General features: G+C 72.6%; 23 protein-coding genes and 1 pseudogene. 18 read left to right on the plus strand and 6 right to left on the minus strand.

What is annotated here, in order from left to right:
* Positions 1-69 precede the first annotated feature (69 nt).
* The 7 genes from AAH979_RS02090 to AAH979_RS02120 all read left to right on the plus strand — a co-directional run bounded on the left by AAH979_RS02090 (position 70) and on the right by AAH979_RS02120 (position 4,356).
* Complete coding sequence (locus AAH979_RS02090; protein ID WP_346256307.1) at positions 70-741, plus strand: DJ-1/PfpI family protein; 672 nt, start codon at positions 70-72, stop codon at positions 739-741.
* 10 nt (positions 742-751) lie between these two features.
* Positions 752-1,216 (plus strand): DUF2269 family protein, encoded by a 465-nt coding sequence (locus tag AAH979_RS02095; RefSeq protein WP_346256035.1) that lies wholly within the window; start codon positions 752-754, stop codon positions 1,214-1,216.
* A gap of 3 nt (positions 1,217-1,219) precedes the next feature.
* Positions 1,220-1,477 carry a DUF3817 domain-containing protein gene (locus tag AAH979_RS02100; RefSeq protein ID WP_346256036.1) on the plus strand — a complete coding sequence of 86 codons (258 nt, stop codon included), beginning with the start codon at positions 1,220-1,222 and terminating at the stop codon, positions 1,475-1,477.
* 3 nt (positions 1,478-1,480) lie between these two features.
* Entirely contained in the window at positions 1,481-2,125 is a 645-nt protein-coding gene (locus AAH979_RS02105) for an NAD(P)H-binding protein (RefSeq protein ID WP_346256037.1), read from the plus strand.
* Positions 2,122-2,928 (plus strand): SDR family NAD(P)-dependent oxidoreductase, encoded by an 807-nt coding sequence (locus tag AAH979_RS02110; protein WP_346256038.1) that lies wholly within the window; start codon positions 2,122-2,124, stop codon positions 2,926-2,928. The genes AAH979_RS02105 and AAH979_RS02110 overlap by 4 nt, the downstream gene beginning before the upstream one ends.
* Positions 2,929-3,141: 213 nt before the next feature.
* The gene (locus tag AAH979_RS02115; RefSeq protein ID WP_346256039.1) at positions 3,142-3,387 is read left to right on the plus strand and encodes a VOC family protein; all 246 of its coding nucleotides are present in this window, start codon (positions 3,142-3,144) and stop codon (positions 3,385-3,387) included.
* A gap of 123 nt (positions 3,388-3,510) precedes the next feature.
* Positions 3,511-4,356 (plus strand): MOSC N-terminal beta barrel domain-containing protein, encoded by an 846-nt coding sequence (locus tag AAH979_RS02120; RefSeq protein WP_346256040.1) that lies wholly within the window; start codon positions 3,511-3,513, stop codon positions 4,354-4,356.
* Positions 4,357-4,504: 148 nt separating this feature from the next.
* On the opposite strand, the gene AAH979_RS02125 is transcribed toward AAH979_RS02120, so the two are convergent.
* Together AAH979_RS02125 and AAH979_RS02130 are read right to left on the minus strand one after the other, a co-directional pair.
* On the minus strand, positions 4,505-4,885 hold the full coding sequence (locus tag AAH979_RS02125) for a sensory rhodopsin transducer (RefSeq protein ID WP_346256041.1): 381 nt from the start codon (positions 4,883-4,885) through the stop codon (positions 4,505-4,507).
* Positions 4,885-6,075 carry a D-arabinono-1,4-lactone oxidase gene (locus AAH979_RS02130; RefSeq protein WP_346256042.1) on the minus strand — a complete coding sequence of 397 codons (1,191 nt, stop codon included), beginning with the start codon at positions 6,073-6,075 and terminating at the stop codon, positions 4,885-4,887. Before AAH979_RS02130 ends, AAH979_RS02125 begins: the two co-directional genes overlap by 1 nt.
* 279 nt (positions 6,076-6,354) lie before the next feature.
* On the opposite strand from AAH979_RS02130, the gene AAH979_RS02135 reads away from it, so the two are divergent.
* The 3 genes from AAH979_RS02135 (at position 6,355) to AAH979_RS02145 (ending at position 9,899) form a co-directional block, all read left to right on the plus strand.
* Positions 6,355-7,719: a hemolysin family protein gene (locus AAH979_RS02135; RefSeq protein ID WP_346256043.1), complete on the plus strand. Its 1,365-nt coding sequence runs from the start codon at positions 6,355-6,357 to the stop codon at positions 7,717-7,719.
* Positions 7,716-8,780: a hemolysin family protein gene (locus AAH979_RS02140; RefSeq protein ID WP_346256044.1), complete on the plus strand. Its 1,065-nt coding sequence runs from the start codon at positions 7,716-7,718 to the stop codon at positions 8,778-8,780. Before AAH979_RS02135 ends, AAH979_RS02140 begins: the two co-directional genes overlap by 4 nt.
* 138 nt (positions 8,781-8,918) lie before the next feature.
* The gene (locus AAH979_RS02145) at positions 8,919-9,899 is read left to right on the plus strand and encodes a sporulation protein (protein WP_346256045.1); all 981 of its coding nucleotides are present in this window, start codon (positions 8,919-8,921) and stop codon (positions 9,897-9,899) included.
* A 33-nt stretch (positions 9,900-9,932) separates the two neighbouring features.
* On the opposite strand, the gene leuE is transcribed toward AAH979_RS02145, so the two are convergent.
* Both leuE and AAH979_RS02155 read right to left on the minus strand, forming a co-directional pair.
* On the minus strand, positions 9,933-10,601 hold the full coding sequence (gene leuE, locus AAH979_RS02150) for a leucine efflux protein LeuE (protein ID WP_346256046.1): 669 nt from the start codon (positions 10,599-10,601) through the stop codon (positions 9,933-9,935).
* Positions 10,598-11,893, minus strand: a complete 1,296-nt coding sequence (locus AAH979_RS02155; RefSeq protein WP_346256047.1) for a bifunctional pyridoxamine 5'-phosphate oxidase family protein/GNAT family N-acetyltransferase — start codon at positions 11,891-11,893, stop codon at positions 10,598-10,600. The genes leuE and AAH979_RS02155 overlap by 4 nt, the downstream gene beginning before the upstream one ends.
* A 39-nt stretch (positions 11,894-11,932) precedes the next feature.
* On the opposite strand from AAH979_RS02155, the gene AAH979_RS02160 reads away from it, so the two are divergent.
* Complete coding sequence (locus AAH979_RS02160; protein WP_346256048.1) at positions 11,933-13,273, plus strand: aminotransferase class I/II-fold pyridoxal phosphate-dependent enzyme; 1,341 nt, start codon at positions 11,933-11,935, stop codon at positions 13,271-13,273.
* Positions 13,274-13,302: 29 nt separating this feature from the next.
* A complete protein-coding gene (locus AAH979_RS02165) occupies positions 13,303-14,001 on the plus strand; it encodes a UdgX family uracil-DNA binding protein (RefSeq protein WP_346256049.1) in 699 nt (232 codons plus the stop codon).
* 52 nt (positions 14,002-14,053) lie between these two features.
* Here the strand turns inward: AAH979_RS02165 and AAH979_RS02170 are convergent, their stop codons facing one another.
* Together AAH979_RS02170 and AAH979_RS02175 are read right to left on the minus strand one after the other, a co-directional pair.
* Entirely contained in the window at positions 14,054-15,475 is a 1,422-nt protein-coding gene (locus AAH979_RS02170) for an Nramp family divalent metal transporter (RefSeq protein ID WP_346256050.1), read from the minus strand.
* A 104-nt stretch (positions 15,476-15,579) separates the two neighbouring features.
* A complete protein-coding gene (locus AAH979_RS02175) occupies positions 15,580-16,449 on the minus strand; it encodes a shikimate dehydrogenase (protein WP_346256051.1) in 870 nt (289 codons plus the stop codon).
* 150 nt (positions 16,450-16,599) lie between these two features.
* Between AAH979_RS02175 and AAH979_RS02180 the strand changes: the two genes are divergently transcribed.
* From AAH979_RS02180 to AAH979_RS02205, 6 genes and pseudogenes are all read left to right on the plus strand, one after another.
* Positions 16,600-17,310: a TetR/AcrR family transcriptional regulator gene (locus tag AAH979_RS02180; RefSeq protein WP_346256052.1), complete on the plus strand. Its 711-nt coding sequence runs from the start codon at positions 16,600-16,602 to the stop codon at positions 17,308-17,310.
* 54 nt (positions 17,311-17,364) lie between these two features.
* A complete protein-coding gene (locus AAH979_RS02185; RefSeq protein WP_346256053.1) occupies positions 17,365-19,299 on the plus strand; it encodes a TIM barrel protein in 1,935 nt (644 codons plus the stop codon).
* A gap of 5 nt (positions 19,300-19,304) precedes the next feature.
* Positions 19,305-20,447 carry an acyl-CoA dehydrogenase family protein gene (locus AAH979_RS02190; RefSeq protein ID WP_346256054.1) on the plus strand — a complete coding sequence of 381 codons (1,143 nt, stop codon included), beginning with the start codon at positions 19,305-19,307 and terminating at the stop codon, positions 20,445-20,447.
* Between the two features lie 166 nt (positions 20,448-20,613).
* Positions 20,614-21,948, plus strand: a complete 1,335-nt coding sequence (locus AAH979_RS02195) for an MFS transporter (RefSeq protein WP_346256055.1) — start codon at positions 20,614-20,616, stop codon at positions 21,946-21,948.
* Between the two features lie 40 nt (positions 21,949-21,988).
* On the plus strand, positions 21,989-22,189 hold the full coding sequence (locus AAH979_RS02200; protein ID WP_107258591.1) for a DUF3046 domain-containing protein: 201 nt from the start codon (positions 21,989-21,991) through the stop codon (positions 22,187-22,189).
* Positions 22,190-22,406: 217 nt separating this feature from the next.
* Positions 22,407-22,625: pseudogene (locus AAH979_RS02205) on the plus strand (hypothetical protein); the annotation flags it as partial.
* Between the last annotated feature and the right edge of the window lies 1 nt (position 22,626).

A 22,626-nucleotide genomic window follows, 5' to 3' on the forward strand; every position in this document is an offset into this window, starting at 1 on the left:
GTGGCAATCCAGCCGCTTCCTGTGACTGCACCGGGTGACTAGCGTCGGCCTCACGCCAGAGAGGGAGGACTGATCGGTTTGCTCGCGCAGTTCGTGTTGTTCGACGGGTTCGATCCGCTAGACGTCATCGCACCGTACGAGGTCCTGGCCGCGGGTGGTGCGATCACGGGCGGGATGTTGGAGGTGGAGCTCGTCTCGGCCGAAGGACCGCGTCAGGTACCCAGTGGGATGGGCCTGCTGTCGTTGGAGGCGACCGCCCGGTTGGAGCCAAAGCGCGCGGACCTGGTCGTCGTTCCTGGCGCGGCCGGGAGCCTGCCCGAAGGCGAGGACGACGTGCGGGAGGACAGCATCCCCGTCATCCTCGCCCGCACCCTCGATACGCCGCTGCCCGGCCTGCTCAAGCAGGCCCTCGACCGTCCCGGCCTGACCGTGGCCACGGTGTGTGGGGGATCGATGGTGTTGGCGATGGCCGGCCTGATCAGCGGCCGTCCCGCGACCACCAACCACCTTGGACTGGACGCCCTGGCCGCCACCGGCGCCGCCGTGGTCGACGCCCGGGTGGTCGACGACGGGGATCTGGTCACGGCATCCAGCGTGACCTCCGGGCTTGACCTGGGCCTGTATCTGCTGGAGCGGGACCTTGGCCCACGCGTTGCCCGCGCCGCTGAGCGGTTGTTCGGCCACGAACGTCGCGGCACCGTCTGGCGCAACACCGGACCTGCGCCCATGGTCACTGGCTGAGGCAGGGCCGATGACAAAGTTCCTGCTCTCGGTCCATGTGCTTGCCGCCATCATCGCGATCGGGCCGGTGACGGTCGCCGCCAGCATGTTCCCAGCCGCGGCGCGCCGCGCCCTGGCCGAATCCGGCACGGGCCGGGATCTGGCCGTGCTGCGCTCCCTGCATCGGATCTGCCGGGTCTACGCGGCGGTCGGGATCGTGGTGCCGGTATTCGGGCTCGCCACCGCCAGCAGCCTCGGCGTGCTCGGCGACGCATGGCTGATCACCTCGATCGTGTTGACGATAGCCGCCGCGGGCGTGCTCGTGCTGCTTGTCCTTCCACGCCAGGCGCGCATCCTCACCCAGGCGCCGGCGAGCTCAGGGGTCGATGAGCGCGGGCCGGCGCGGCTGGCCATGTACACCGGCATGTTCAATGTGCTGTGGGCCGTGGTCACCGTGCTGATGATCGTCCGCCCCGGCTCCACCACCGGAGTGTGAGGCGTGAACCGGTTGCAGGCGCTGCGGATCGCGGCCGGCGCGGAGCTCACGACCCTGGCCATCCTGCTGACCAACCTGGTCACCGTGCACTCGCCACAGGTGTCCTCTTTGGTCGGACCGATCCACGGGTGCGCCTACCTGTTCGTCATCATCCTCACCGTCCGCCAGAGCCGGGCCACTCGCACCCGCGTGGCGGCCGTGGTCCCCGGCATCGGCGGCCTGCTCGTCCTGCGGCAACTCGCCCACACGCGGCAGGACTGAGGGGTGCGCGTTCTCGTTGTCGGCGCGAACGGGCGCCTCGGCCGATGCGTCGTGACCCGGGCACTTGTCGAGGGGCACGAGGTCACCGCCTTCGTACGTAACCGCGGTGGCCTGCCCGAGCACCCCGCCCTCACCGTGGAGATCGGCGCGGTCGCCGACCAGGCGGACCGGGTTCGCGACGTGGTCGCCGGCCACGACGCGGTCCTGTCCGCGCTGGGCAACCCCTTGTGGCTCACCGGAAGGCGCGGCCCGGCGATCCTCGCGGCGGCCATGACCAACCTGGTCACCGCCATGCACGCCGCGGGCGTGCCCCGCATTATGGTACCGCTGGCCTGGGGCACCGGGCAGAGCCGGACCGCCGCTTCACCACTGGTCCGCACCGTCGCCGCCACCCTGATCCGCCGCGCCTACCGCGACTTCGACGCCGCTGAGCAGATCCTCACCGCCTCCGGTCTGTCGTGGACGATCGTCTACTTCGGCGCGCTGACCGACCGCGAGGACACCACGCGGTGGCGGGCGTCGACCCAGGTCCGCACCCCGCGTCCACTGGCCATCGCCCGAGATGACCTCGCCCGGTTCCTGGTCGGCGCGGCCGAGCGGGACACCTTCGTATGCCGTCGCGTCGTACTCAACGGGGACCGGCCATGAACGGCGAGATCGTCGTGATCACCGGGGCCAGTTCCGGACTCGGCGCCGCAGCCGCCCGCGAACTGCACCGACTCGGCGCCCGCGTCGTGCCCGTCGGCCGCTCGCCGGATCGGACCGCCGCGCTGGCCGCCGAGCTCGGCGTCACCGGCCACACCGTCGACTTCACCCGGCTCGACAGCGTCCACCTCCTCGCCCGTCGGCTGCTCAGCGACCACCCCCACATCGACGTGCTTGCCGCGAATGCCGGCGGCATCCCCGCCACCCAGCGGCTCACCGTCGACAGCATCGAACCCATCCTCCAGGCCAACGCCATCGGCCCCTGGCTTCTGACCCGGCTGCTCAACCCGGCACTGGACGGTGCCCGGGTCATCGCCACATCCTCCCGCTCCCACACCAGCGCGACGCTGCCCACCGCACAGCTCGACCAGATCGCCACCAGCACCGGCGGCCTCGGCCCCCACCGGACCTACGCCCGAGCCAAGCTCGTCGCCGGCATCCTGCTCCGAGAGCTCGGTCGCCGGTACCCGCACCTCACCGTCGCCGACTTCCACCCCGGCATCATCGCCTCGGACTTCGGCCGCTACCTCGGCCCACTCGGCACCGTTCTTAAGGTCGCCGCCACTCCCGTGCTCGACTCACCGGCGACGGCCGCATACCGCCTGATCCATCTGGTACAGACCACCGACGACATCGACGGCACCTACTTCGTGCGCAACCGACCCGCGCCCGGATCGCCGCTGCTCAACGACCACGACCTCGGCGGCCGGGTGTGGAAGCTCGCCGAACAACTGACCACGGCGTAAGCGCGACACCGAAATTCTGTGGATTATTCTTTGCTGTCTGACGTCGATGATCGGTAGCAGGTTACTGTTGGTGGGAGCCCGATCCGCGCACACGGACAACGCTGGATCTCCGCCTGCGGGCCCTGGGCCAGCCATCGAACGAGCCGGCTTTGCTCCGCTGGGCGCACGTCGGCGACGATTGGTTCTTGGTTCGTCGTGGTTGCCCATGACGACATGAGACAAGATGTCCGATTGTCCCTCTATGATCCCGAAGGCAAGATCGTCAAGAATCGGCTGCATCCTGACGTGCGGGTCGGCACCGGGCTGGTGGGTGAAGAGCGCCTGGCCGCACTGGAGGCCGAATGCGTCCGACTGGTCGCGCTCGGTGCGGTACGCGTGCGACTACTGCCTGCCGATGGCGACAACGAGTCGTGCCTCGTCATGCAGGACATCGAGGGGAATGAGTTCTGTCTCGACTGAGTGGCCCTGAGTCAGACTCCGGCCCGGCGCTGGTTCCCGGTGACGGCATCGGGGTCGCCTGGTGCCGGGCGGCCGCCGGAGCGAGGGTACCGCCGTGACGCCGCGTCGTGTCATCCTGACCGGATGCGAGTCGTCTCGATGCACACGTACCCGGTGAAGGGGTGCCGCCGGATGGACCGCGACACGGCGCGGGTCGAGCCGTGGGGCCTGGACGGCGACCGGCGCTGGCTGATCGTGGACGAACACGGGCTCGGCCTGACCCAGCGCCAGCACCGGGAACTGGTGACGATGCGGGCGGTGTCCCGGCCGGGTGGGCTGACCCTGGACGCGCCGGGGCTGGCCCCGCTCGATCTGGCCGAACCGACCGACGGCGAGGCGATCCAGGTCCGGGTGTACCGGGGGCGGCCGCCCGCACCGGTACGCGCCGCCGGCCCCGAGGCGGACGACTGGCTCAACCGGCTGTTGGGGCGCCCCGCCCGGCTGGTCTGGCTCGGCGATCCCACCGGCAACCTCGTTCCCTGGACGGTCCCGGCCGGCTCCAGCGCCGAGCTGAGCTTCGCCGACGGCACTCCGCTGCTGCTGGCCAACACCGCGTCGCTGGACGCGTTCAACGAATGGCTGCTGGAGTCGGGCAGCACCGAGGGGCCGCTGCCGATGATCCAGTTCCGCCCCAACCTGGTGATCAGCGGTGCCGCGCCGTGGGCCGAGGACGAGTGGGTCGGCCGGCGGATCAGGATCGGCGGGGCCATGTTTCACGGCGCCGCCGAGTGTGGCCGCTGTCTGATCGCGACGATCGACCAGGAGACCGGACAGCGGGGGCGGGAGCCGCTATGGATGCTCGCCGCACGGCGGAACATCGGCAAGAAGCTCCTCTTCGGTCTCCAGATGACGGTGCGGGCCGAACCGGGCGGGCCTGCCCACGAAGGTCGTACGGTCAGCGTCGGTGACACCGTGGAGGTGCTGGACTGACGGTGAGCATGGCGGGGGCGGTCGTGGTCAGCTCGGGCAACCCGCCCTGGTGGCGGTGGGAGCCTTCGGCGCTGTCGACGGCCATCCCACGGCATGCGGATCTTGTCCACCCGGCCGCTGGCGGTAACGGTTCCGGGCAGCCAGGTGGTCAGCAGTCGGCCGGGAAGGCCATCGTGCCGGTCAGCCCGACGGTGCCGGGCAGCCGGCTGTCCTGGCGCAGGAACTGCACCACGACCGGGACCGGCGAGCGGACGACACAGCCGAACCGCCGGCTCAGCACGATCGCCTCGGGGTCGACCAGGTCGTTGAGGCGTACGTGCCGGATCCGGCGGGCGTCCACCCTGACCGGGTACGGGCCGACCGGTTCCCGGTCCTCGTAGTAGACGGTGATCTCCAGCTCGGCCGGCTCGTCACCGGTGTTCAGCACGGACAACTGGTCGAAGCTGGTGAACTCCGGTTCCTCACCGTTGCTGGGAAAGGGGATCCGGCCGCCGGGGACCACCCAGACCCGCCCGCCGAGCCCGGCCATCAGCCGTCCCTCAGCAGCCGGGCGAGGTCGGGGGTCAGGAACACCTCGTCCGGGTCGAGCCGGCGCCGGAGATCCTGGAACCTGTCCCACTGTGGATAGACGCCGCGCAGCTCCCGGGCGGTCAGCGAGTGCTTCTTGCCCCAGTGCGGGCGCCCGTCGTGCTGCCGGAACACCGCCTCGACGTCGGCGAAGTACTCCCGGTGGGGCAGGGAGTTGTTCTGCAGGCAGGCGATCGTCGTGGTGGCCCGGCCATACGCCGGGCTGAGCCAGATGTCGTCCGGGGCGCAGGTGCGTACCAGGACCCGCCAGGCCACCCCGACGCGGTGCCGGTCCAGGATCCGGCGCCGGATCTCGGTGAAGCAGGCGTGGAAGGCCTCCGACGGAATGGCGTACTCGATCTCCTCGAACCGCAGCTCCCGGTGCCGGGGGATGGTGCGGTGGCTCGGGCCGGACTCGCAGGTCCGGGGCTCGCCGGCCGGGGTGAGCTCCGGTTCCTCGCCGCGCCGGTTCAGGGTGCGGATCTGGGTGGTGTCGGTACGCGGGTACCAGTAGAAGTCCATGTTGCGGTTCTGCCGCTGCAACTGGTGCAGATGGTCGAGGGTCCAGGCGATCGACGAGCACCAACTGCGCCGCCGCAGGTGGTAGGTGGGGCTGAGCCGCAGCGTCAGCGTGGTCACCACGCCGAGCACGCCGAGGGAGAGTCGCGCCGCCGGCAGGAGGTCGCTGTTCTGCTGCCCGGAGATCTCCAGCACCTCACCGGTGCCGGTCACCAGCCGGACTCCGGCCACCTGGGTGGAGAGGTTGCCGAAACCCAGGCCGGTGCCGTGCGTACCGGTGGCGGTGGCACCGGCGATGGACTGCACGTCGACGTCACCGAGGTTGTCCATGGCGAGCCCGGCCTCGTAGAGCGCCTCGCCCAGTTCACCGAGTGGCACCCCGGCACCGACCGTGGCCAGCTGCGGATCGTCGTGCCGGCACATGGTCCGGGGCAGTCCGGCCAGGCTGACGAGTACGTCGTCGGTCCGGACCAGCGGACTGGACGAGTGGCCGGAGCCGACCGGCCGGAGCGTGGTCGAGGTCTGCCGGGCCCGTTCGACGAGTGCCCGGACGGCGTCCTCGTTCTCCGGCGTGGCGTACTCCCGTGGGGTGAACCGGAGGCTCCCCGACCAGTTGCGCCACTCCCGTCCCAATGCGGCCTCCCTTCCCGGCTGCCCGGCCGGCAACCGCACGGTGAGGTAGCGGTGAGGTACCAGACCGGGCGGGGTGGATCGGGACACGCGTCTCTACCCGGTGGGCGGTCGGAAAAACGGCTGGTCGGGGCCGGTGGTGGTTGTCCGGGCAGTGGCCTCCGGGGCTCGGTAGGATGGTCTGGTGATCGACTCAACTGTCCAGGAGGGCAGCTGTAGCCAGCCGGGTCGGACCCGGCATCTCCCACACCAGCCGCGACGACGGGGAGCGCTGAGCACCCCGTGTTGATCGCGCTCGGTCTCGTCCTGATCATCCTGCTTACCGTGGCGACGGGATATTTCGTCGCCCAGGAATTCGGTTACGTCGCCGTAGACCGGGGCAAACTGCGCCAGCTCGCCGAGGACGGCGACGTCGCGGCGCAACGCGCCCTCACGGTGACCGGACGGCTCTCCTTCATGCTCTCCGGAGCCCAACTCGGGATCACCGTCACCGCGCTGCTCGTCGGTTACGTCGCCGAGCCGTACCTCGGCGACGGCCTGGCCGACCTGCTCGGCGTGGCGGGCGTCTCGGCCGCGGTCAGCACGCCGGTCGCGGTCGTGCTGGCCCTGGTGATCGCCACCGTCGTGCAGATGGTCTTCGGCGAACTCGCTCCGAAGAACCTCGCCATCGTCCGGGCGGAGGCGCTGGCCCGGGCCCTGAGCCGCTCCACGCTGATCTACCTGGCCGTCGCCGGGCCGCTGATCCGGCTCTTCGACGCCGCCGCCACCCGGCTGCTGCGCCGGATCGGCATCGAACCGGTCGAGGAGTTGCCCAGCGGGGCGACGCCGGAGGACCTGGAACAGATCATCGCCGAGTCGCGCGAGGAGGGGCACCTCGACGCCGAGATGTCCACTCTGCTCGACCGGGGACTCGACTTCCGGCAGCTCACCGCCGCCGAGGCGATGGTGCCCCGGGTCGACGTGCACACCGTACGGGCCGACGAGCCGCTCAGCCGGCTGGTCGAGCTGCTCGACACCGGGCACTCGCGCTTCCCGGTCCGCGGCGCCGAGGGGGTGGACGACGTCGTCGGGGTGGTCGGCATCGCCGACGTACTCGGGGTGCCGCCGGCGCGCCGCGCGACCACCCCGGTCGAGGCGGTCGCCGTACCCCCGTTGCTGGTTCCGGCGACGCTGCCGCTGCCGACGGTGCTGGACCGGCTCCGGGCCGGGCACCGCCAGCTCGCCTGCGTGGTGGACGAGTACGGCGGTTTCGCCGGAGTGATCACGCTGGAGGACATCGCCGAGGAGCTGGTCGGCCCGATCCGGGACGAGGACGACCCGCCCGAGCGGGCCCCGGTCCGGCAGGCCGACGGATCCTGGGTGGTGCCGGCCCGCTGGCGGATCGACGAGGTCGCCGACAGCACCGGGATCACCCTGCCCGAGGCACCCGAATACGACACCCTCTCCGGGCTGGTGATGCGGGAGCTGGGCCGGATACCCGAGGTCGGTGACCGGCTGGAGATCAAGCTCTCCGCCGACGGCGAGCCGGACCAGGAGGCGACGCTGCCCCGGGCCCACGTCGAGGTGCTGGCGGTGGACCGGCACGTCGCCGACTCGGTCCGGCTCCGGGTGCTGGTGCCGCAGGGCGGGACGGAGCGCACCCCGTGAGTACGACGTGGGCGTTGCTGATCTCCCTGTTGCTGCTCGCGCTGAACGGCTTCTTCGTGGCCGCCGAGTTCGCCCTGCTGGCCGCGAAGCGCTACCGGCTGGAGCAGGCCGCCGCCTCCGGTGGCCGGGCCGCCCGGGCCGCGCTGGACGGGGTACGCGAGCTGACCCTGATGCTGGCCGGTGCCCAGCTCGGCATCACCGTCTGCACGCTGGGGCTGGGTGCCCTCGCCGAACCGGCGATCGAGCACCTGTTCAGCCCGCTGCTGCACGCGGTCGGCCTGCCCGACACGGCGAGCCACGCGATCGCGCTGGTCTTCGCGCTCGCCCTGGTCACCTTCCTGCACCTGGTGGTCGGCGAGATGGCCCCGAAGTCGTGGGCGATCACTGACCCGGAGCGCTCCGCCCTGCTGCTCGCGCTGCCGTTCCGGGCGTTCGCCCGGGTGGCCCGGCCGGTGCTCTCCGCACTGAACGGGCTCGCCAACGTGACACTGCGGCTGGCCCGGGTACGCCCGGAGGAGCAGTTGGCGGTGGCGCACGGGCCGGAGGAGCTGCGCATGCTGCTCCAGCAGTCGCGCGAGCACGGCCTGCTCGCCGCCGACCAGCACGAGATGCTGACCAGCATGCTCGAACTCCAGGGCACCACCGTCGCCCAGGTGATGGAGCCGGTCGAGACGATCGTCTCGGTACGCCCCGACGACTCCGCGGAGCGGATCGAGGAGGTGTGCCGGTCCAGCGGCCGGTCCCGGCTGGCCGTCTTCGAGGCGCCGGGTGAGGTGGCCGGGCTGGTGCACGTCCGGGAGGCGGTCCGGGCCACCACCGCCGGACGACCGGCGACGGCCCGGGAGCTGATGACCGTGCCGTTCACCCTGGACGCGACCGCGACGGTCACCGAGGCGGTGGCCGCGATGCGGGCCGAACAGGTGCAGTTGGCGCTGGTCAGCAACGGTGCCGGTGTCAGCCGGCCGATCGGCTTCGTCGCCCTGGAGGACCTGCTGGAAGAGGTCATCGGGGAATTCGACGACGAGACCGACCCGATCCCACGGGGCCGCCGGCTGCGCTGAGCGTCCGCCGTTCCCGCCCGGCGGCTCGCTCCGGGGTGGGGGCGGTGCGGCGGAGCGGTCGGGTGGGGCCCGGCCGGGCGCAGACGGGAGGGGACGACGGTGGGCTTCGGGGGACTCCTGCCGGGTTCGGGTCTGACCGTGCGGACCGTGCTGACCAATCCGAGTACCCGGCCCGGGCTGTCGCTGCCCGGCCGGGTCACCCTCACCGCCGGCCGGTCGCCGGTGACGGTCGACCGGGTGACCCTCGGGCTGGTCACCCGGGTCGAGCCGGCCGGCGGCGAGCTGGAGTACCAGCCGGTGGAGTTCCACCGGGTGGCCGCCGCCGGGGCGTTCGCGCTGGCTCCGGAGGAGCGCCGGGTCCTCGACTTCGGCGTGCCGGTGCCGTGGGAGACGCCGGTGACGGTGGTCAACGGGCACTGCCTGCTCAACCTGCGGATGGGGCTGCGGGCCGAGGTCGCGGTCAGCGCGCTGCTCGACCGGGGCGACCTGCGCCCGGTGTACGTGCACCCGCTCCCCGCCCAGGCCGGCGTGCTCGCCGCCCTGAGCGAGCTGGGCTTCGAGTTGCGGCAGGTCGGACTGCTCGCCGAGCGGCTGCCGGGGATCGACCAGAGGTTGCCGTTCCACCAGAAGATCGCGTACTGGGCGGCACCGCTGTACGGCGGCCCGTTCAGCGAACTGGAGGTCTCGTTCTTCACCGACCCGTACCGGGTGGAGGTGCTCTTCGCGCTGGACCGCCGGGTCGCGCTGGCCGGTGCCGGACACGTCAGCTTCAGCCGGTTCCGGGTGGACCACCGGGGCGCGGCGGAACTCGACTGGATCACCGTGGTGGACAGTTGGCTCCGGTACGCCGTACAGCGGCACTCGGCCACCGCCGCCGGCTACCAGGTCCGCACGGAACGCCGTCCGTCGCCGCCGCCCCGCCCGACCGACCCCGACCAGTCGCACCCCGGCCCGTCCGGCACCGACACCCGGGACAGCGAGCCGCCGGGCCGGGAGCCCAGTGGTGCCGCACCGGCCGCCGGCCACGATCCGGACCGCGGGCTGCGCCCGATCGGCGGCGGTGAGGGCGGGATCGGCGGTGGCGCGGGCGGTGGCGGCGGTGGCGGCGGCGGAACTTGAGGGTTTCGGCTGGCTCCGGTGGATCCGGGGCGGTCAGCCGGTGCTGGCGGTGGCGAGCTTGATGCCGAAGCCGAGGAAGAGCGCGCCGATTCCGGTGCTCACCCCGGCGGCCAGCCGCTGGCGGCGGCGGAACTGCGCGGCCAGGAAGGCGCCGGTGAAGATCAGCACGGTCAGGTAGAGCGCGCTGGTGACCTGGGCGATCGCGCCGAGCAGCAGGAACGACAGCGCCGGGTAGGGATAGGCCGGGTCGACGAACTGGATGAAGAAGGAGATGAAGAAGAGGATCGCCTTCGGGTTCAGCAGGCTGATCACCGCCGCCCGCCGGAACGGCCGGTCGGCCGCCGCCGGCCGGGTGTCGACCAGCGGCGCCACCGCCGGGTCGTTCCGGGTACGCCAGCGCCGCCACGCCCCGCGCAGCATCATCAGCCCGACATAGCCGAGGTAAGCCGCGCCGGCGTACTTGATCACCATGAAGATCGGCGGGTACGCCTTGAGCACCGAGGCCACCCCGGCGGCGGAGAGCACCATCAGCACCGCGTCGCCGAGGAAGACCCCGGCGGCGGCCCGGTAGCCGGCGCGTACCCCGGTCTTCGCGGCGGTGGTGAGCACGTAGAGCGAGTTCGGCCCGGGCAGCAGGATGATGGCCACCGTGCCGAGCACGTACGTCCAGATGTCGGTGATCCCCAGCACGCCGGTCATCATCGCCCCACCGGGACCCCCGGGCGAAGCAATTCCCGGAGCCTGACCTGTGCTTTCGGCCACTCGTCGGCGAGCATCGCGTACTGCACGGTGTCCCGCCACGAGCCGTCCGGCCGCCGCCGGTGCCGCCGGAGCACCGCCTCCCGGGTGGCGCCGAGCCGCTCGATGGCGCGCTGCGACCGCTCGTTGCGGATGTCGGTGTGCCAGACCACCCGCTCCGCGCCCAACTCCTCGAAGGCCCTCGTCAACAGCAGCAGCTTCGCCTCGGTGTTCACCCCGGTACGCCACCAGCGCCGGCCCAGCCAGGTGTGTCCGATCGCCACCGACCGGTGCCTGGGATCGATCTCGTAGTAGGAGGTGGTGCCAACCACCGCGCCGGTGACGGCGTCGAGCTGTGCCCACGGCACCCGCTCGCCCCGCCAGTGCGCGTCGAGCGCGGTGCGGACGATCTCGGCCATCCCGGCCGGGTCCTGCGGCTGCGCCGCGCTCAGATGGGGCCAGACCTCCGGGTCGCGGGTCGCCGCGTACAGGGCGTCGACGTGCGACTCGGCCAGCGGGGCGAGCCGGACGTGCGCGCCGGCCATCGGCGCCGGGGTGTGCCAGGGGGAGCGGTCGGCCCGCAGGTACGCCGGCAGCGCGGCGGTCACCCCGGCGTCCGGCTCGGGCCGCCCGGCGACGGTACGCAGCGGCAGCACTCCGGCCCAGTGCGGCAGGCCGTGGTCGGCGGGCTCCTCGCGTACGCCTCCGGTGCGGGTGCGGACCGAGACCTCGCGCAACGGCAGGGCCAGCAGGGCGGTCTCGGCCAGCTCCCGGCGACTCGGCGGCCGGCTGTCGGCGCTGCGGCCCTGGCCGACCTTCTCGACCAGCGCGGCCAGCACCCTCCGCCGCTCCGTCTCGTCGGCGACCAGATGCGCGGTGCCGTGCGCGACCAGCGAGCGGTAGTTGGCGCTGTGGTGGAACTGGGACCGGGCGTAGACCAGCCCGTCCAACTGGGTCACCGCGACGCAGACCGGCAGCCCGGCGCCGGACCGGGCGGCCAGCAGCGGCCGGCTGCCGGTCGAGCCGTGCAGATAGAGCGTCTCGCCGATCCGGACGTGCAGGGTGGGCAGGATCCGGGGCTCACCGTCCACGGTGAACCCGAGGTGGCAGTGGTACGCCTCGTCGAGCAGGTCGTGCGCGGCGGAGCGCTGGTAGGTCATCTTCGACCGGTCGCGGGTGGCGGTGCTCCGCCGGGTCTGCGGGTAGGTCTCCGGTGCGCCGTCCGGATGCGTCTGCGTCGGGGTCTGCTCGGCCATCTCGCGTCCGCCCTTTTGTGATAGTACAATCTTCAAACTGTGACAGCACATTATCAGGTCGCCGGTACGACGGCAGCCGAGATATCGGCCAGTGTGGAGGCGGGCGTCCGGACCGGGGAGTTGCCGGCCGGTGCCGCGCTGCCCGCCGTCCGGGCCCTGGCGCAGCGGCTCGGGGTCAGCCCGGCGACGGTCGCCAAGGCGTACCAGGGACTGCGGCAACGCGGGGTGGTGGAGACCGCCGGCCGCAACGGCACCCGGGTCCGCCCGAAGCCACCGGTCACCGGCCGCCGGGCCGCACTGCGGCTGCCCGCGCCGCCCGGTGCGCTCGACCTCTCGGTCGGCGAGCCCGACCCCGGGCTGCTCCCGCCGATCGGCCCGCACCTGGCCGCGCTGGCCGAGACCGCCGGTGCCTCGGTCAACTACCGGGGCGGCGGCGTCCTCCCGGAACTCGTCGAGGCGGCCCGGGAGCGGCTGACCGCCGACGGGGTGCCGGCCGAGGCGGTGACGGTGACCGGCGGCGCGTCGGACGGCATCGAACGGCTACTGGTCAGCAACCTGAGCCCGGGCGACGCGGTCGCGATCGAGGATCCCGGCTGGGCCAACACCATCGACCTGGTCGCCACGCTCGGGCTGCGCGCGGTGCCGATGCCGGTCGACGACGCCGGGCCCACCCCGGCCGGGCTGCGCGCCGCGCTGGCCGCCGGTGCCCGGGCGGTGCTGGTGACCAGCCGGGCACAGAACCCGACCGGGGCGGTGGTGACCGCCGACCGGGCGGTGGCGCTGCGGGCGGTGCTGGCCGACCGCCCCGACGTCCTGCTGGTCGAGGACGACCACGCCGCCGAGCTCGCCGTCGAGCCGCTGCACAGCCTGGCCGGCGCCACCCGGAACTGGGCCTTCGTCCGCTCGGCCAGCAAGCCGTACGGGCCGGATCTGCGGCTGGCCGTGCTCGCCGGGGACGAGGTGACCGTGGCCCGGGTGGCCGGCCGGCTGCGGGTCTGCTCCGGCTGGGTCTCCACCCTGCTGCAACGGCTCACCCTCGCGCTGTGGCGGGATCCGGCGGTCACCGAGCGGATCGCACTGGCCCGGGCGAGCTACGCCGAGCGGGTCGCCGCGCTGCGCGGCGCACTCGCCGAGCGCGGGCTGGCCGGACACGGCCGTACCGGGATCAACGTCTGGTTGCCGGTGCCCGACGAGACCCGGGCGGTCGCGGTGCTCCGCGACGCCGGCTACGTGGTGGCCCCCGGCGCACTGTTCCGGTTGGCCAGCGGGCCGGGAATCCGGATCACGGTCAGCCCGCTCGCCGAGGCCGACATCGCGCCGCTGGCCGACGCGGTGGCCCGGGCCGCCGCGCCCGCCACGCCGGCCACCCTGAGTGCGTGATCCGGGGGGTACGGGGTAGAACATGCGCTATGCCTGAGACGGAGACCGCTCCCGGAGCGCAGGAGTTCATCCCACCCGGCGCCGACAGCCTGGCCGAGCTGCGCGACGCGGCCGGCGGCTGCCGGGGCTGCGAGCTGTACCGGGACGCCACCCAGACTGTCTTCGGCCGGGGCGACGAGCACGCTCGGGTCGTCTTCGTCGGAGAGCAGCCCGGCGACATGGAGGACCAGAAGGGGCTGCCGTTCGTCGGGCCGGCCGGGCACCTGCTGCGGCGTGCCGTGGACGAGGCCGGCATCGACCCGGCGCAGCTCTACATCACCAACGCGGTCAAGCACTTCCGGTTCGAGATGCGCGGCAAGCGCCGGCTGCACAAGACCCCGGACCGGGTGCACATCGTCGCCTGCCGGCCCTGGCTGGTCGCCGAGTTCGCCCGGCTGCACCCCGAGGTCGTGGTGGTACTCGGCGCGACGGCGGCCAAGGCGCTGCTCGGCCCCTCGTTCCGGGTCACCCAGTCCCGGGGCGTACTGCTGCCCTGGCCCGAGTCGGCGCAGCGGCCGCAGGACTTCGCCAAGGTGCCGGTCGGGCCGACCGGGGAACGCGAGTCGGTCGCGCCGACCCGGCTGGTCGCCACCATCCACCCCTCCGCGGTGCTCCGCGCCGACGACCGGGACGCCGCGTACGCCGGCCTGGTCGCCGACCTGAAAGTGGTGGCTGGAGCGCTGGGCTGAGCCTGGGCGACCGGTGGTGCCGACCCGGGCAGGGCCGGCACCACCGGCGGCGTCAGAGCCGCTGCAATTGGGTGACCACCATCGCGACGGCGAAGAAGCCGTAGAAGCCGATCGCCGCCAGCATGCCGCCGAGCCGCCAGCCGCGCAGCCGGACGGCCGCCGGCAGGTCACGGATGTTGAGGCGGACCAGCAGGATCGAGTAGAGCAGGGTGACCACCGAGGCCGCGCAGGTGGAGATGATCAGCAGGCCGAGCGGTTGGCTGAAGCCGGCGAGCAGGATGATCGAGCCGAGCACGATCTCGGCCCAGACCACCGCGAGATAGAGCCGGGCCTCGGTCCACCGGGTGGAGGTGGTGAGGTAGTTGCGCCGGAGGAAGTCGCTGGCCACCCGGCCGATCACGTCCAGCAGCCCCATCGCGGCGGCCCAGAGCGAGACCACGGCGATCGCGAAGAACAGCAGCTTGACCCAGGTGCCGACCTCGGCCGCCAGTACCTCGCCCTCGATCCGCAGGAACGACGGGTCGTTCTTCAGGTCGTCCCGGCCGAAGAGGGTCTGGTAGGCGAGTAGGCACATGATCGTGATGGTCACGAAGCAGACCAGCGCGAAGGTGAAGAAGTGCTCGATGTTGGCCCGCTTCCACCAGATCGCCCAGCGGGCCAGATTCCTCTCGTCCTGCGGGAAGGAGTACCGGTCCGAGCCGGAAGCCTCCTCCCGGCCGGTGATCGGCGAGATGAGCCGGGGTACGTGCGCGCCCATCCCGTACCGCTTGTCGCGGATCCAGTTGCTCAGCACCAGGTTGTGCACCCCGCCGGCCCCGGCGGCGCCGATCGCGCTGAGCAGCATGGTGAAGGTGATCCCGGCCGGGATCTGTCCGAAGCCGACGACCGTCTCCTTCGCGCCCTCGCCCCAGGTGCTCAGCGAGATCACGAAGACCACCACCACGGCCAGGAAGAAGAGCGTGAGGGCGACCTTGACCATCTCGACCCGCTCGACGGTCCGGTAGACCACCTTGGAGACCGAGAGCAGTACGCCGATGGCGACGAGCACACCCACGGTGATCCAGACCGCGTCGCCGCCGCCGACCAGATAGGTGAAGACGGCGGAGCCGCTGGTGGCCCAGCCGGGCCAGACGTACTGGAAGGCTCCGGCGAGGCAGATGAGAATGCCCCAGCCCTTCCACCAGCGGGAGAACCCGGCGACGACCGTCTGGCCGCTGGCCAGGGTGTAACGCTCGATCTCCATGTTGATGACGAACTGGACGGCGAGGGTGGCGATCGCCAGCCAGAGCAGGCCGAGCCCGCCGAGCGCGGTGAGGTACGGCCAGAGGATGAGTTCCCCGGCGGCCATCCCGATGCCGACCGCCACCACGCCGGGGCCGACCATCCGGCGCAGGGGCATCGGTACGGGCAGCTCTCGGGTGACGGGGTCGTCAGGGGGTGCGGCGCTGTCGGGGGTGGTCGCCGGTCGGCTCATCGGATACTCCGGGGGTGTGGGGGTGGGGGTGTGGGTGTGGACCGTCCCGGTCGGACGGCCGGTGGTGCGGAGGCGCCGTGCGGAGGTGACCGCGCGGCATCGGCTCAGGCGGCGTGCCGGGCTCGCCCGGCGAGCAGCAGGTCGAGGTGGCGCAGCATCCGGCCGGTGTCCGGGGTCCGGCCGGTGAACAGCTCGAACGCGGCGGCGGCCTGGAAGACGCACATGCCGGTGCCGCCCACCGCCCGCAGGCCGGCCGCCCGGGCGGCGGCGAGCAGTTCGGTCTCCACCGGCATGTAGATGACGTCCAGCACCCACAGTCCGGGGTGCAGCAGCTCGACCGGCAGCGGTACGCCCGGATGCGCCCGCATGCCGACCGGACTGGTGTTGACGAGCCCGTCGGCGGCGCCGACGGCGGCCGGCAGCTCCGCCGGGCCGGCCACCGCGATCCGCTCGGTGTCGAACCGCAGGCTCAGGGTCTCGGCGAGCAGGCCGCGCCGGTCCGGGTCGGGGTCGACCACGGTGAGGTGCCCGACGCCGGCCTCGAGCTGGGCGTACGCGCAGGCGGCGCCCGCACCGCCGGCCCCGAGCTGCACGACCCGGCCGGTGGCGGCGCCGGGCAGCCCGTGCCGGAACGACTCGGTGAACCCGTAGGCGTCGGTGTTGTAACCGATCCGGCGCCCGCCCCGGAAGACGACCGTGTTGACCGCGCCGATGTCGTCGGCCGGTGGGGCGAGCCGGTCGAGCAGCTCGATCACCTGTTGCTTGAACGGATGGGTGATGTTCAGCCCGGCGAACCCGGCCGCCTCGGCGTCGTCCAGCAACCTGCGCAGTTCGGCCGGGGTCTCCGGCCGGTCGACGTCGAGCAGCGAGTACGACAGGTCGAGGCCCTGGTGCCGGCCCTCGGCCTCGTGCAGTGCCGGCGACAGCGACGCGCCGATGCCCGCTCCGATCAACCCGTAGCGGCAGGTCCGCATGGTGCTCCCGTCCTGGTCCGGCGCGGTCCGGACCGGCGGGGTGCCGTCGGCCGGGGTCCGGCGTCAGCTAATGTACGAACTGGTACGTTAGTTATCCGCCTCGGTGTCGGGCCTGTCAAGGGCGCACCGGGGGCACGGCACACTGGTCCGATGGCGGACATCCGGAGGGACGAGGCGATGACTCTGCGGGCGGCACCGGCCGCCGAGGCGGGGCCCGATCGGGGTGCGACCCCGGCCGTCGAGCGGCGGCGGGACGCGGAACGCACCCGGGCCGACATCATCGACGTCGCCACCGACGAGTTCGCCAACCGGGGCTACAGCGGCGCCCGGGTCGACGAGATCGCGGCCCGGACCCGTACCACCAAACGAATGATCTACTACTACTTCGGCGGCAAGGAGCAGCTCTACCTCGCCGTCCTGGAGCGCGCGTACGGCGAGATCCGGGCCGCCGAACGGAGCGTGGACGTCGACCACCTGGAGCCGGTGGCGGCGATCCGGCGCCTCGCCGAGGTCACCTTCGACCACCACGAGGCACATCCGGCGTTCATCAAGCTGGTCGGGGTGGAGAACGCCCAGCAGGCCGAGCACATGACCCAGGTCGCCCGGCTGGTCGACCTGAACAGCTCCGCGGTGGACCTGCTGCGGGGCGTACTGGAGCGCGGGCAGCGGGCCGGGACGTTCCGCTCCGACGTGGACGCCCTCGACGTACACATGATGATCAGTGCCTTCTGTTTCTTCCGGGTCGCCAACCGGCACACCTTCGCCGCGCTGTTCGACCGGGACCTCCTCGCCGCCACCAGCCGCCAGCACTACCGGACGATGCTCGCCGAAATGGTCACCGGCTACCTCCGCCGGCGCTGACCGCGCTGTCCCGGAGAGAGAGTCGCCGCCGATCCAGACCCCGGGAGGTGCGCCATGACCAGCCGCCACCGTTCCGCCCCGACCCCGCGCGACACCGGCCGTACCCTGCGCCGGGCCGTGGCGACCGTCTGCCTCTCCGGCACCCTCGAAGACAAGATCGCCGCAGCCGCGGCGGCCGGGTTCGACGGCATCGAACTCTTCGAGAACGACCTGGTGGTCTCGGCGTGGTCACCGGCAGAGGTACGCGCCCGCTGTGCCGACCTGGGGCTCACCATCGAGCTTTACCAGCCGTTCCGGGACTTCGAGGCGGTGCCGGCCGACCTGCTGCGCGCCAACCTGGCCCGGGCCGAGCGCAAGTTCGACGTGATGGCCGAGCTCGGCACCGACACCCTGCTGGTCTGCTCGTCGGTGGCACCGGCAGCGGTCGACGACGACGCGCTCGCCGCCGAGCAGCTCGGGCTGCTGGCCGACCGGGCCGCCGCCCGGGGGATCCGGGTCGCCTACGAGGCCCTGGCCTGGGGGCGGCACGTCTCCACCTGGGACCACGCCTGGCGGATCGTCGACCGGGCGGACCATCCGGCGCTCGGCGTCTGCCTGGACTCGTTCCACGTGCTGTCCCGGGAGGTCGACCCGGCCGGCATCGCCGAGATCACCCCGGGCAAGATCTTCTTCCTGCAACTGGCCGACGCGCCGCACCTGCGGATGGACGTGTTGCAGTGGAGCCGGCACCACCGGCTCTTCCCCGGGCAGGGCGCCTTCGACCTGGCGGGCTTCGTCCGGCTCGTGCTCTCCGCGGGGTACGCCGGACCGCTCTCCCTGGAGGTCTTCAACGACGTCTTCCGGCAGTCCGATCCGGCCCGTACCGCCGTCGACGCGATGCGCTCCCTGGTCTACCTGGAGGACGGCCTGCACCCGATCGGGCGGTCGGACCGGCAGCCCCGGCGGCTACCGACCGCGCCCGGGCTGACCGGGCACGCCTTCACCGAGTTCGCCGTCGACGGCCGATCCGGCCCGGTCCTCCAGGACGTGCTCCGGGGGCTCGGCTTCACCCACACCGGGCAGCACCGCTCCAAGCCGGTCCAGCTCTGGGAACAGGGTGGATGCCGGGTGGTGCTGAACAGCGCGGTGACCCGCCCACAGGCGTCCGGCACCGCCGCGATCAGCGCGTTCGCGCTGACCACCACGGATCCGCGCCGCGGCGTCGATCGGGCCGCGGCGCTGCACGCGCCGGTACTGCCCCGGCGCCGGGGCCCGGCCGAGGCGGAGCTGGCGGCGGTCGCCGCCCCGGACGGCACCTCGGTCTTCCTCGCCGAACCCGACGACGGCTGGCGGGCCGACTTCCTGCCGACCGGCAATGTGGTCGCCGGCGGCGCCGGACTCGTCGCCACCGACCACCTCGGGCTGACCCAGCCCTTCGACCACTTCGACGAGGCGGGCCTCTTCTACCGCTCGGTGCTCGGGCTCACCCGGCTCGGCACCGAGGAGTACGCCGCACCGTTCGGGCTGATGCGGTCCCGTGGCTTCACCGACCCGGGGCGTGCGGTCCGGCTCGCCCTCACCGTCGCGGTGCTCCGGCGCGGTGACTGGGCGCCGTCCGTGGCCGACCCGCAGCATGTCGCCTTCGGCACCGACGACATCTTCGGCACCGCCGCCGCCCTCGACCGGCTCGGCGCCGCCACGTTGCGGATCTCCGACAACTACTACGCCGACCTGGTCGCCCGGTTCGGCCTCGACGAGGGTACGGCGCGGCGGCTCCGCCGGTACGGCATCCTCTACGACCGCGACCCGCACGGCGGCGAGCTGCTGCACCTCTACACCCCGGTCTACGGCGGCCGGATCTTCTTCGAGGTGTTGCAACGCCGGGCCGGCTACGACGGCTTCGGTGACGCCAACGCGCCGGTCCGGATGGCGGCACACCGGCACCAGCGACTCGCCGAGATCCCAGCGCCGGCCGGGGATGTGCCCGCCCCGGTCGCCGGGGCAGACTGACCGGTATGGAGCAGCACCTCTACGAGCCCGTGCACGACGAGTTCCGCGAGCTGTGCCGGGCGTTCCTGGCCCGCGAGGCGGTGCCGTACCACGACCGGTGGGAGGCCGACGGCATCGTGGACCGGGAGGTGTGGTGCCGGGCCGGTGCCGCCGGACTGCTCGGCATGGACATCCCGGAGGAGTACGGCGGCGGCGGCCAGCGCGACTTCCGGTTCAACGCCGTACTCGTCGAGGAGGTCGTCGCCAGCGGCTGTTCCGGGCTCGGGTTCGGGCTGCACAACGACGTGGTCGCGCCGTACCTGAGCGAGCTGGCCACCGGCGACCAGCGGGCGCGCTGGCTGCCCGGCTTCTGCTCCGGCGACATCGTCACCGCGATCGCGATGAGCGAGCCGGGCGCCGGCTCCGACCTGGCCGGGATCCGCACCACCGCCACCCGGGACGGCGACGACTACGTCCTGACCGGACAGAAGACCTTCATCACCAACGGCGAACTGGCCGACCTGGTCGTGGTGGTGGCGAAGACCGCGCCGGAGCGGGGCGCGCACGGGGTGAGCCTGCTGGTGGTCGAGCGCGGCACGCCCGGGTTCAGCCGGGGACGCCGGCTGGCCAAGGTCGGGCTGAAGGCCAACGACACCGCCGAACTCTTCTTCGACGAGTGCCGGGTGCCGGCGGCGAACCTGCTCGGTACGGAGAACAAGGGCTTCTACCACCTGATGGCGAACCTCCCCCGGGAGCGGCTCGGCATCGCGGTCGCCGCGGTCGCCGCCGCCGAGCGGCTGCTCGCGGTCACCCTCGAACACGCCCGGTCCCGGGAGGCGTTCGGCCAGCCGATCGGGGCGTTCCAACACAACCGCTTCCTCCTCGCCGAGCTGGACACCGAGGTCACCATCGCCCGTACCTTCCTGAACCACTGCGTCGCCGAGTTCAACGCGGGCCGGCTGTCCGCGGTGGACGCCGCGAAGGTCAAGTGGTGGACCACCGAGTTGCAGAACCGGGTCGCCGACCGCTGCGTCCAGCTGCACGGCGGCTACGGCTACATGCTGGAGTACCCGGTCGCCCGGGCCTGGCTGGACGGCCGGGTGCAGACCATCTACGGCGGCACCACCGAGATCATGAAGGAGATCATCGGACGCGACCTGGGGCTGTGACGGGCCGTCGGTCCGCGCTACGCCGCCGGCGAATCGGGGTTGAACGTGCCCGGCGGCCGTGCTTCGATCCGCAGGTAAGGATGGCCCTCGCCCACCGCTCCTTGCGGAGGGCGATCTGTGCCTCCCGCCCCGGCGGCGGGTCCGAACGGGGACGGGAGCGGCTGGCATGACGGCGGAACTGACCACCGGAGTCGACGGCCGACCCGTCGGGGCGGCGCCGCTCGACGTCGCCCGGGTCCAGCGGCGCACGTTGCTGCTGCTCTGCCTCACCCAGATCATCGGCGGCACCGGGATGACCATCGGGATGTCCGTCGGCGTACTGCTCGGCGCCCGGCTCGGCGGCACCGCGATCTCCGGTCTGGTGCAGAGCGCCTCGGTGGTCGGCGGCGCGCTGCTCGCCGTACCGGTGAGCCGGATCATGCGGACCGGTGGCCGGCGGCCGGGGTTGGCCGTCGCGTACCTGGTCGGCGCGGTGGGCGGGGCCCTGATCGTCGTGGCGGCGGTCGCCGACTGGGTACCGCTGCTCTTCCTCGGCGCGCTCCTGTTCGGCGGTGGGACGACCGCCGGGCTCCAGGCCCGGTACGCCGCCGTGGACCTGGCCGAGCCGGCCCGCCGGGGCCGGCACCTGTCGATCGCCGTCTGGGCCACCACCATCGGTGCGGTGACGGCCCCGAACCTCGCGGCGCCGGCCGACCGGGTGCTGGCCTGGACCGGGGTACCCCCGCTGGCCGGCCCGTTCGTCTTCAGCGTGCTCGCCTTCGTGCTGGCCGCCGGGGTACTCCTGGTGTTCCTTCGGCCCGACCCGCTGCTGACCGCGCGGCGGCTCGCGACCGCCGGTGCCGACGGCGCACCGGCCACCGACGCACCCGGCACCGGCGTTCCGGCCCGCCGGGACGACGGCCTGCGCGCCGCCTTCCGGGTGGTCCGCGACCTGCCGGCCGCCCGGCTCGGCATCTCCGCCGTCGCGATGGGGCACCTGGTGATGGTCGGGGTGATGGTGATGACCCCGGTACGCCTCGGCGAGTGGCACTCCGACGCCCACCTGCTGCGGGTGGTCGGTCTCGTGCTCAGCCTGCACATCGCCGGGATGTTCGCGCTCGCCCCGGTGGTCGGCTGGCTCACCGACCGGCTCGGCCGGCGGGCCGTGATCCTCGGCGGGCTCGGCCTGCTGCTCGCCGCCTGCGCGGTCGCCGGGACCGCCGGGCACGACACCGTACGGATCTCGATCGGCCTCACCCTGCTCGGCCTCGGCTGGTCCGGCACCATGGTGGCCGGCTCCACCCTGCTGTCGGAGTCGGTGCCGGTCGAGGTACGCCCGGCGGTGCAGGGACTCTCCGACCTGACCATGGGGTTGGCCGGGGCGCTCGCCGGGGCGCTGAGCGGGTTTGTCATCCAGGTTGCCGGCTATCCCGTGCTCAACCTGCTGGCGGCGGTCGCCGTGGTCCCGCTGCTGGCGCTAGCGTTGCGGGCGGCGCCGCCGCGGGTGCGGGTCGGGGCCTGAGACCGGGCGGGGGTGCCCGGAGCGGAAGGGGACTAGTTCGGTGCGGCTGACAGACTTCTGGGCGCGGTTGGAGCAGACGTTCGGCCCGGCGTACGCCGGCAGCATCGCCGCCGACCAGGTGTTGCCGCAGTTGGGGGGCCGGACCATCCGGCAGGCACTGGAGGCCGGCGAGGAGACCGTGGTGGTGTGGCGGGCGGTCTGCGCGGCGTACCCCGACCGGGTGCCGGCTCGGCTACGCTGACTCCTCGATCGACACGCGTCTCAAAGTGATCGACTAGGCACTTACGGTAGTTTGGCGTGTCGTGTGCCGAGTCGTACACCTGTTCGGCTATTGTCCACAGCGGGGTGCCCGTCCACAGGTCGCGGCCAGCCGGCTGTTTTCTGTCGGACCGAGCGCCTAGCGTGTGCGCGTGACGAAAAGCTCAGCGAAGATGCCGGCGAAGGCAGGGGTGGCAACCATGGCGGCAGGACCTGACCGGGAGAAGGCACTCGACCTTGCTCTCGCTCAGATCGACAAGCAGTTCGGCAAGGGCTCGGTGATGCGGCTGGGGGAGCGGCCGGTCATCCAGACCGCCGTGATCCCGACCAGCTCCATCGCGCTCGACGTGGCGCTCGGCGTGGGCGGTCTGCCGCGCGGCCGGGTTGTCGAGATCTACGGCCCGGAGAGCAGCGGTAAGT

Source organism: Plantactinospora sp. ZYX-F-223 (assembly GCF_039649625.1).
Lineage (GTDB): Bacteria > Actinomycetota > Actinomycetes > Mycobacteriales > Micromonosporaceae > Plantactinospora.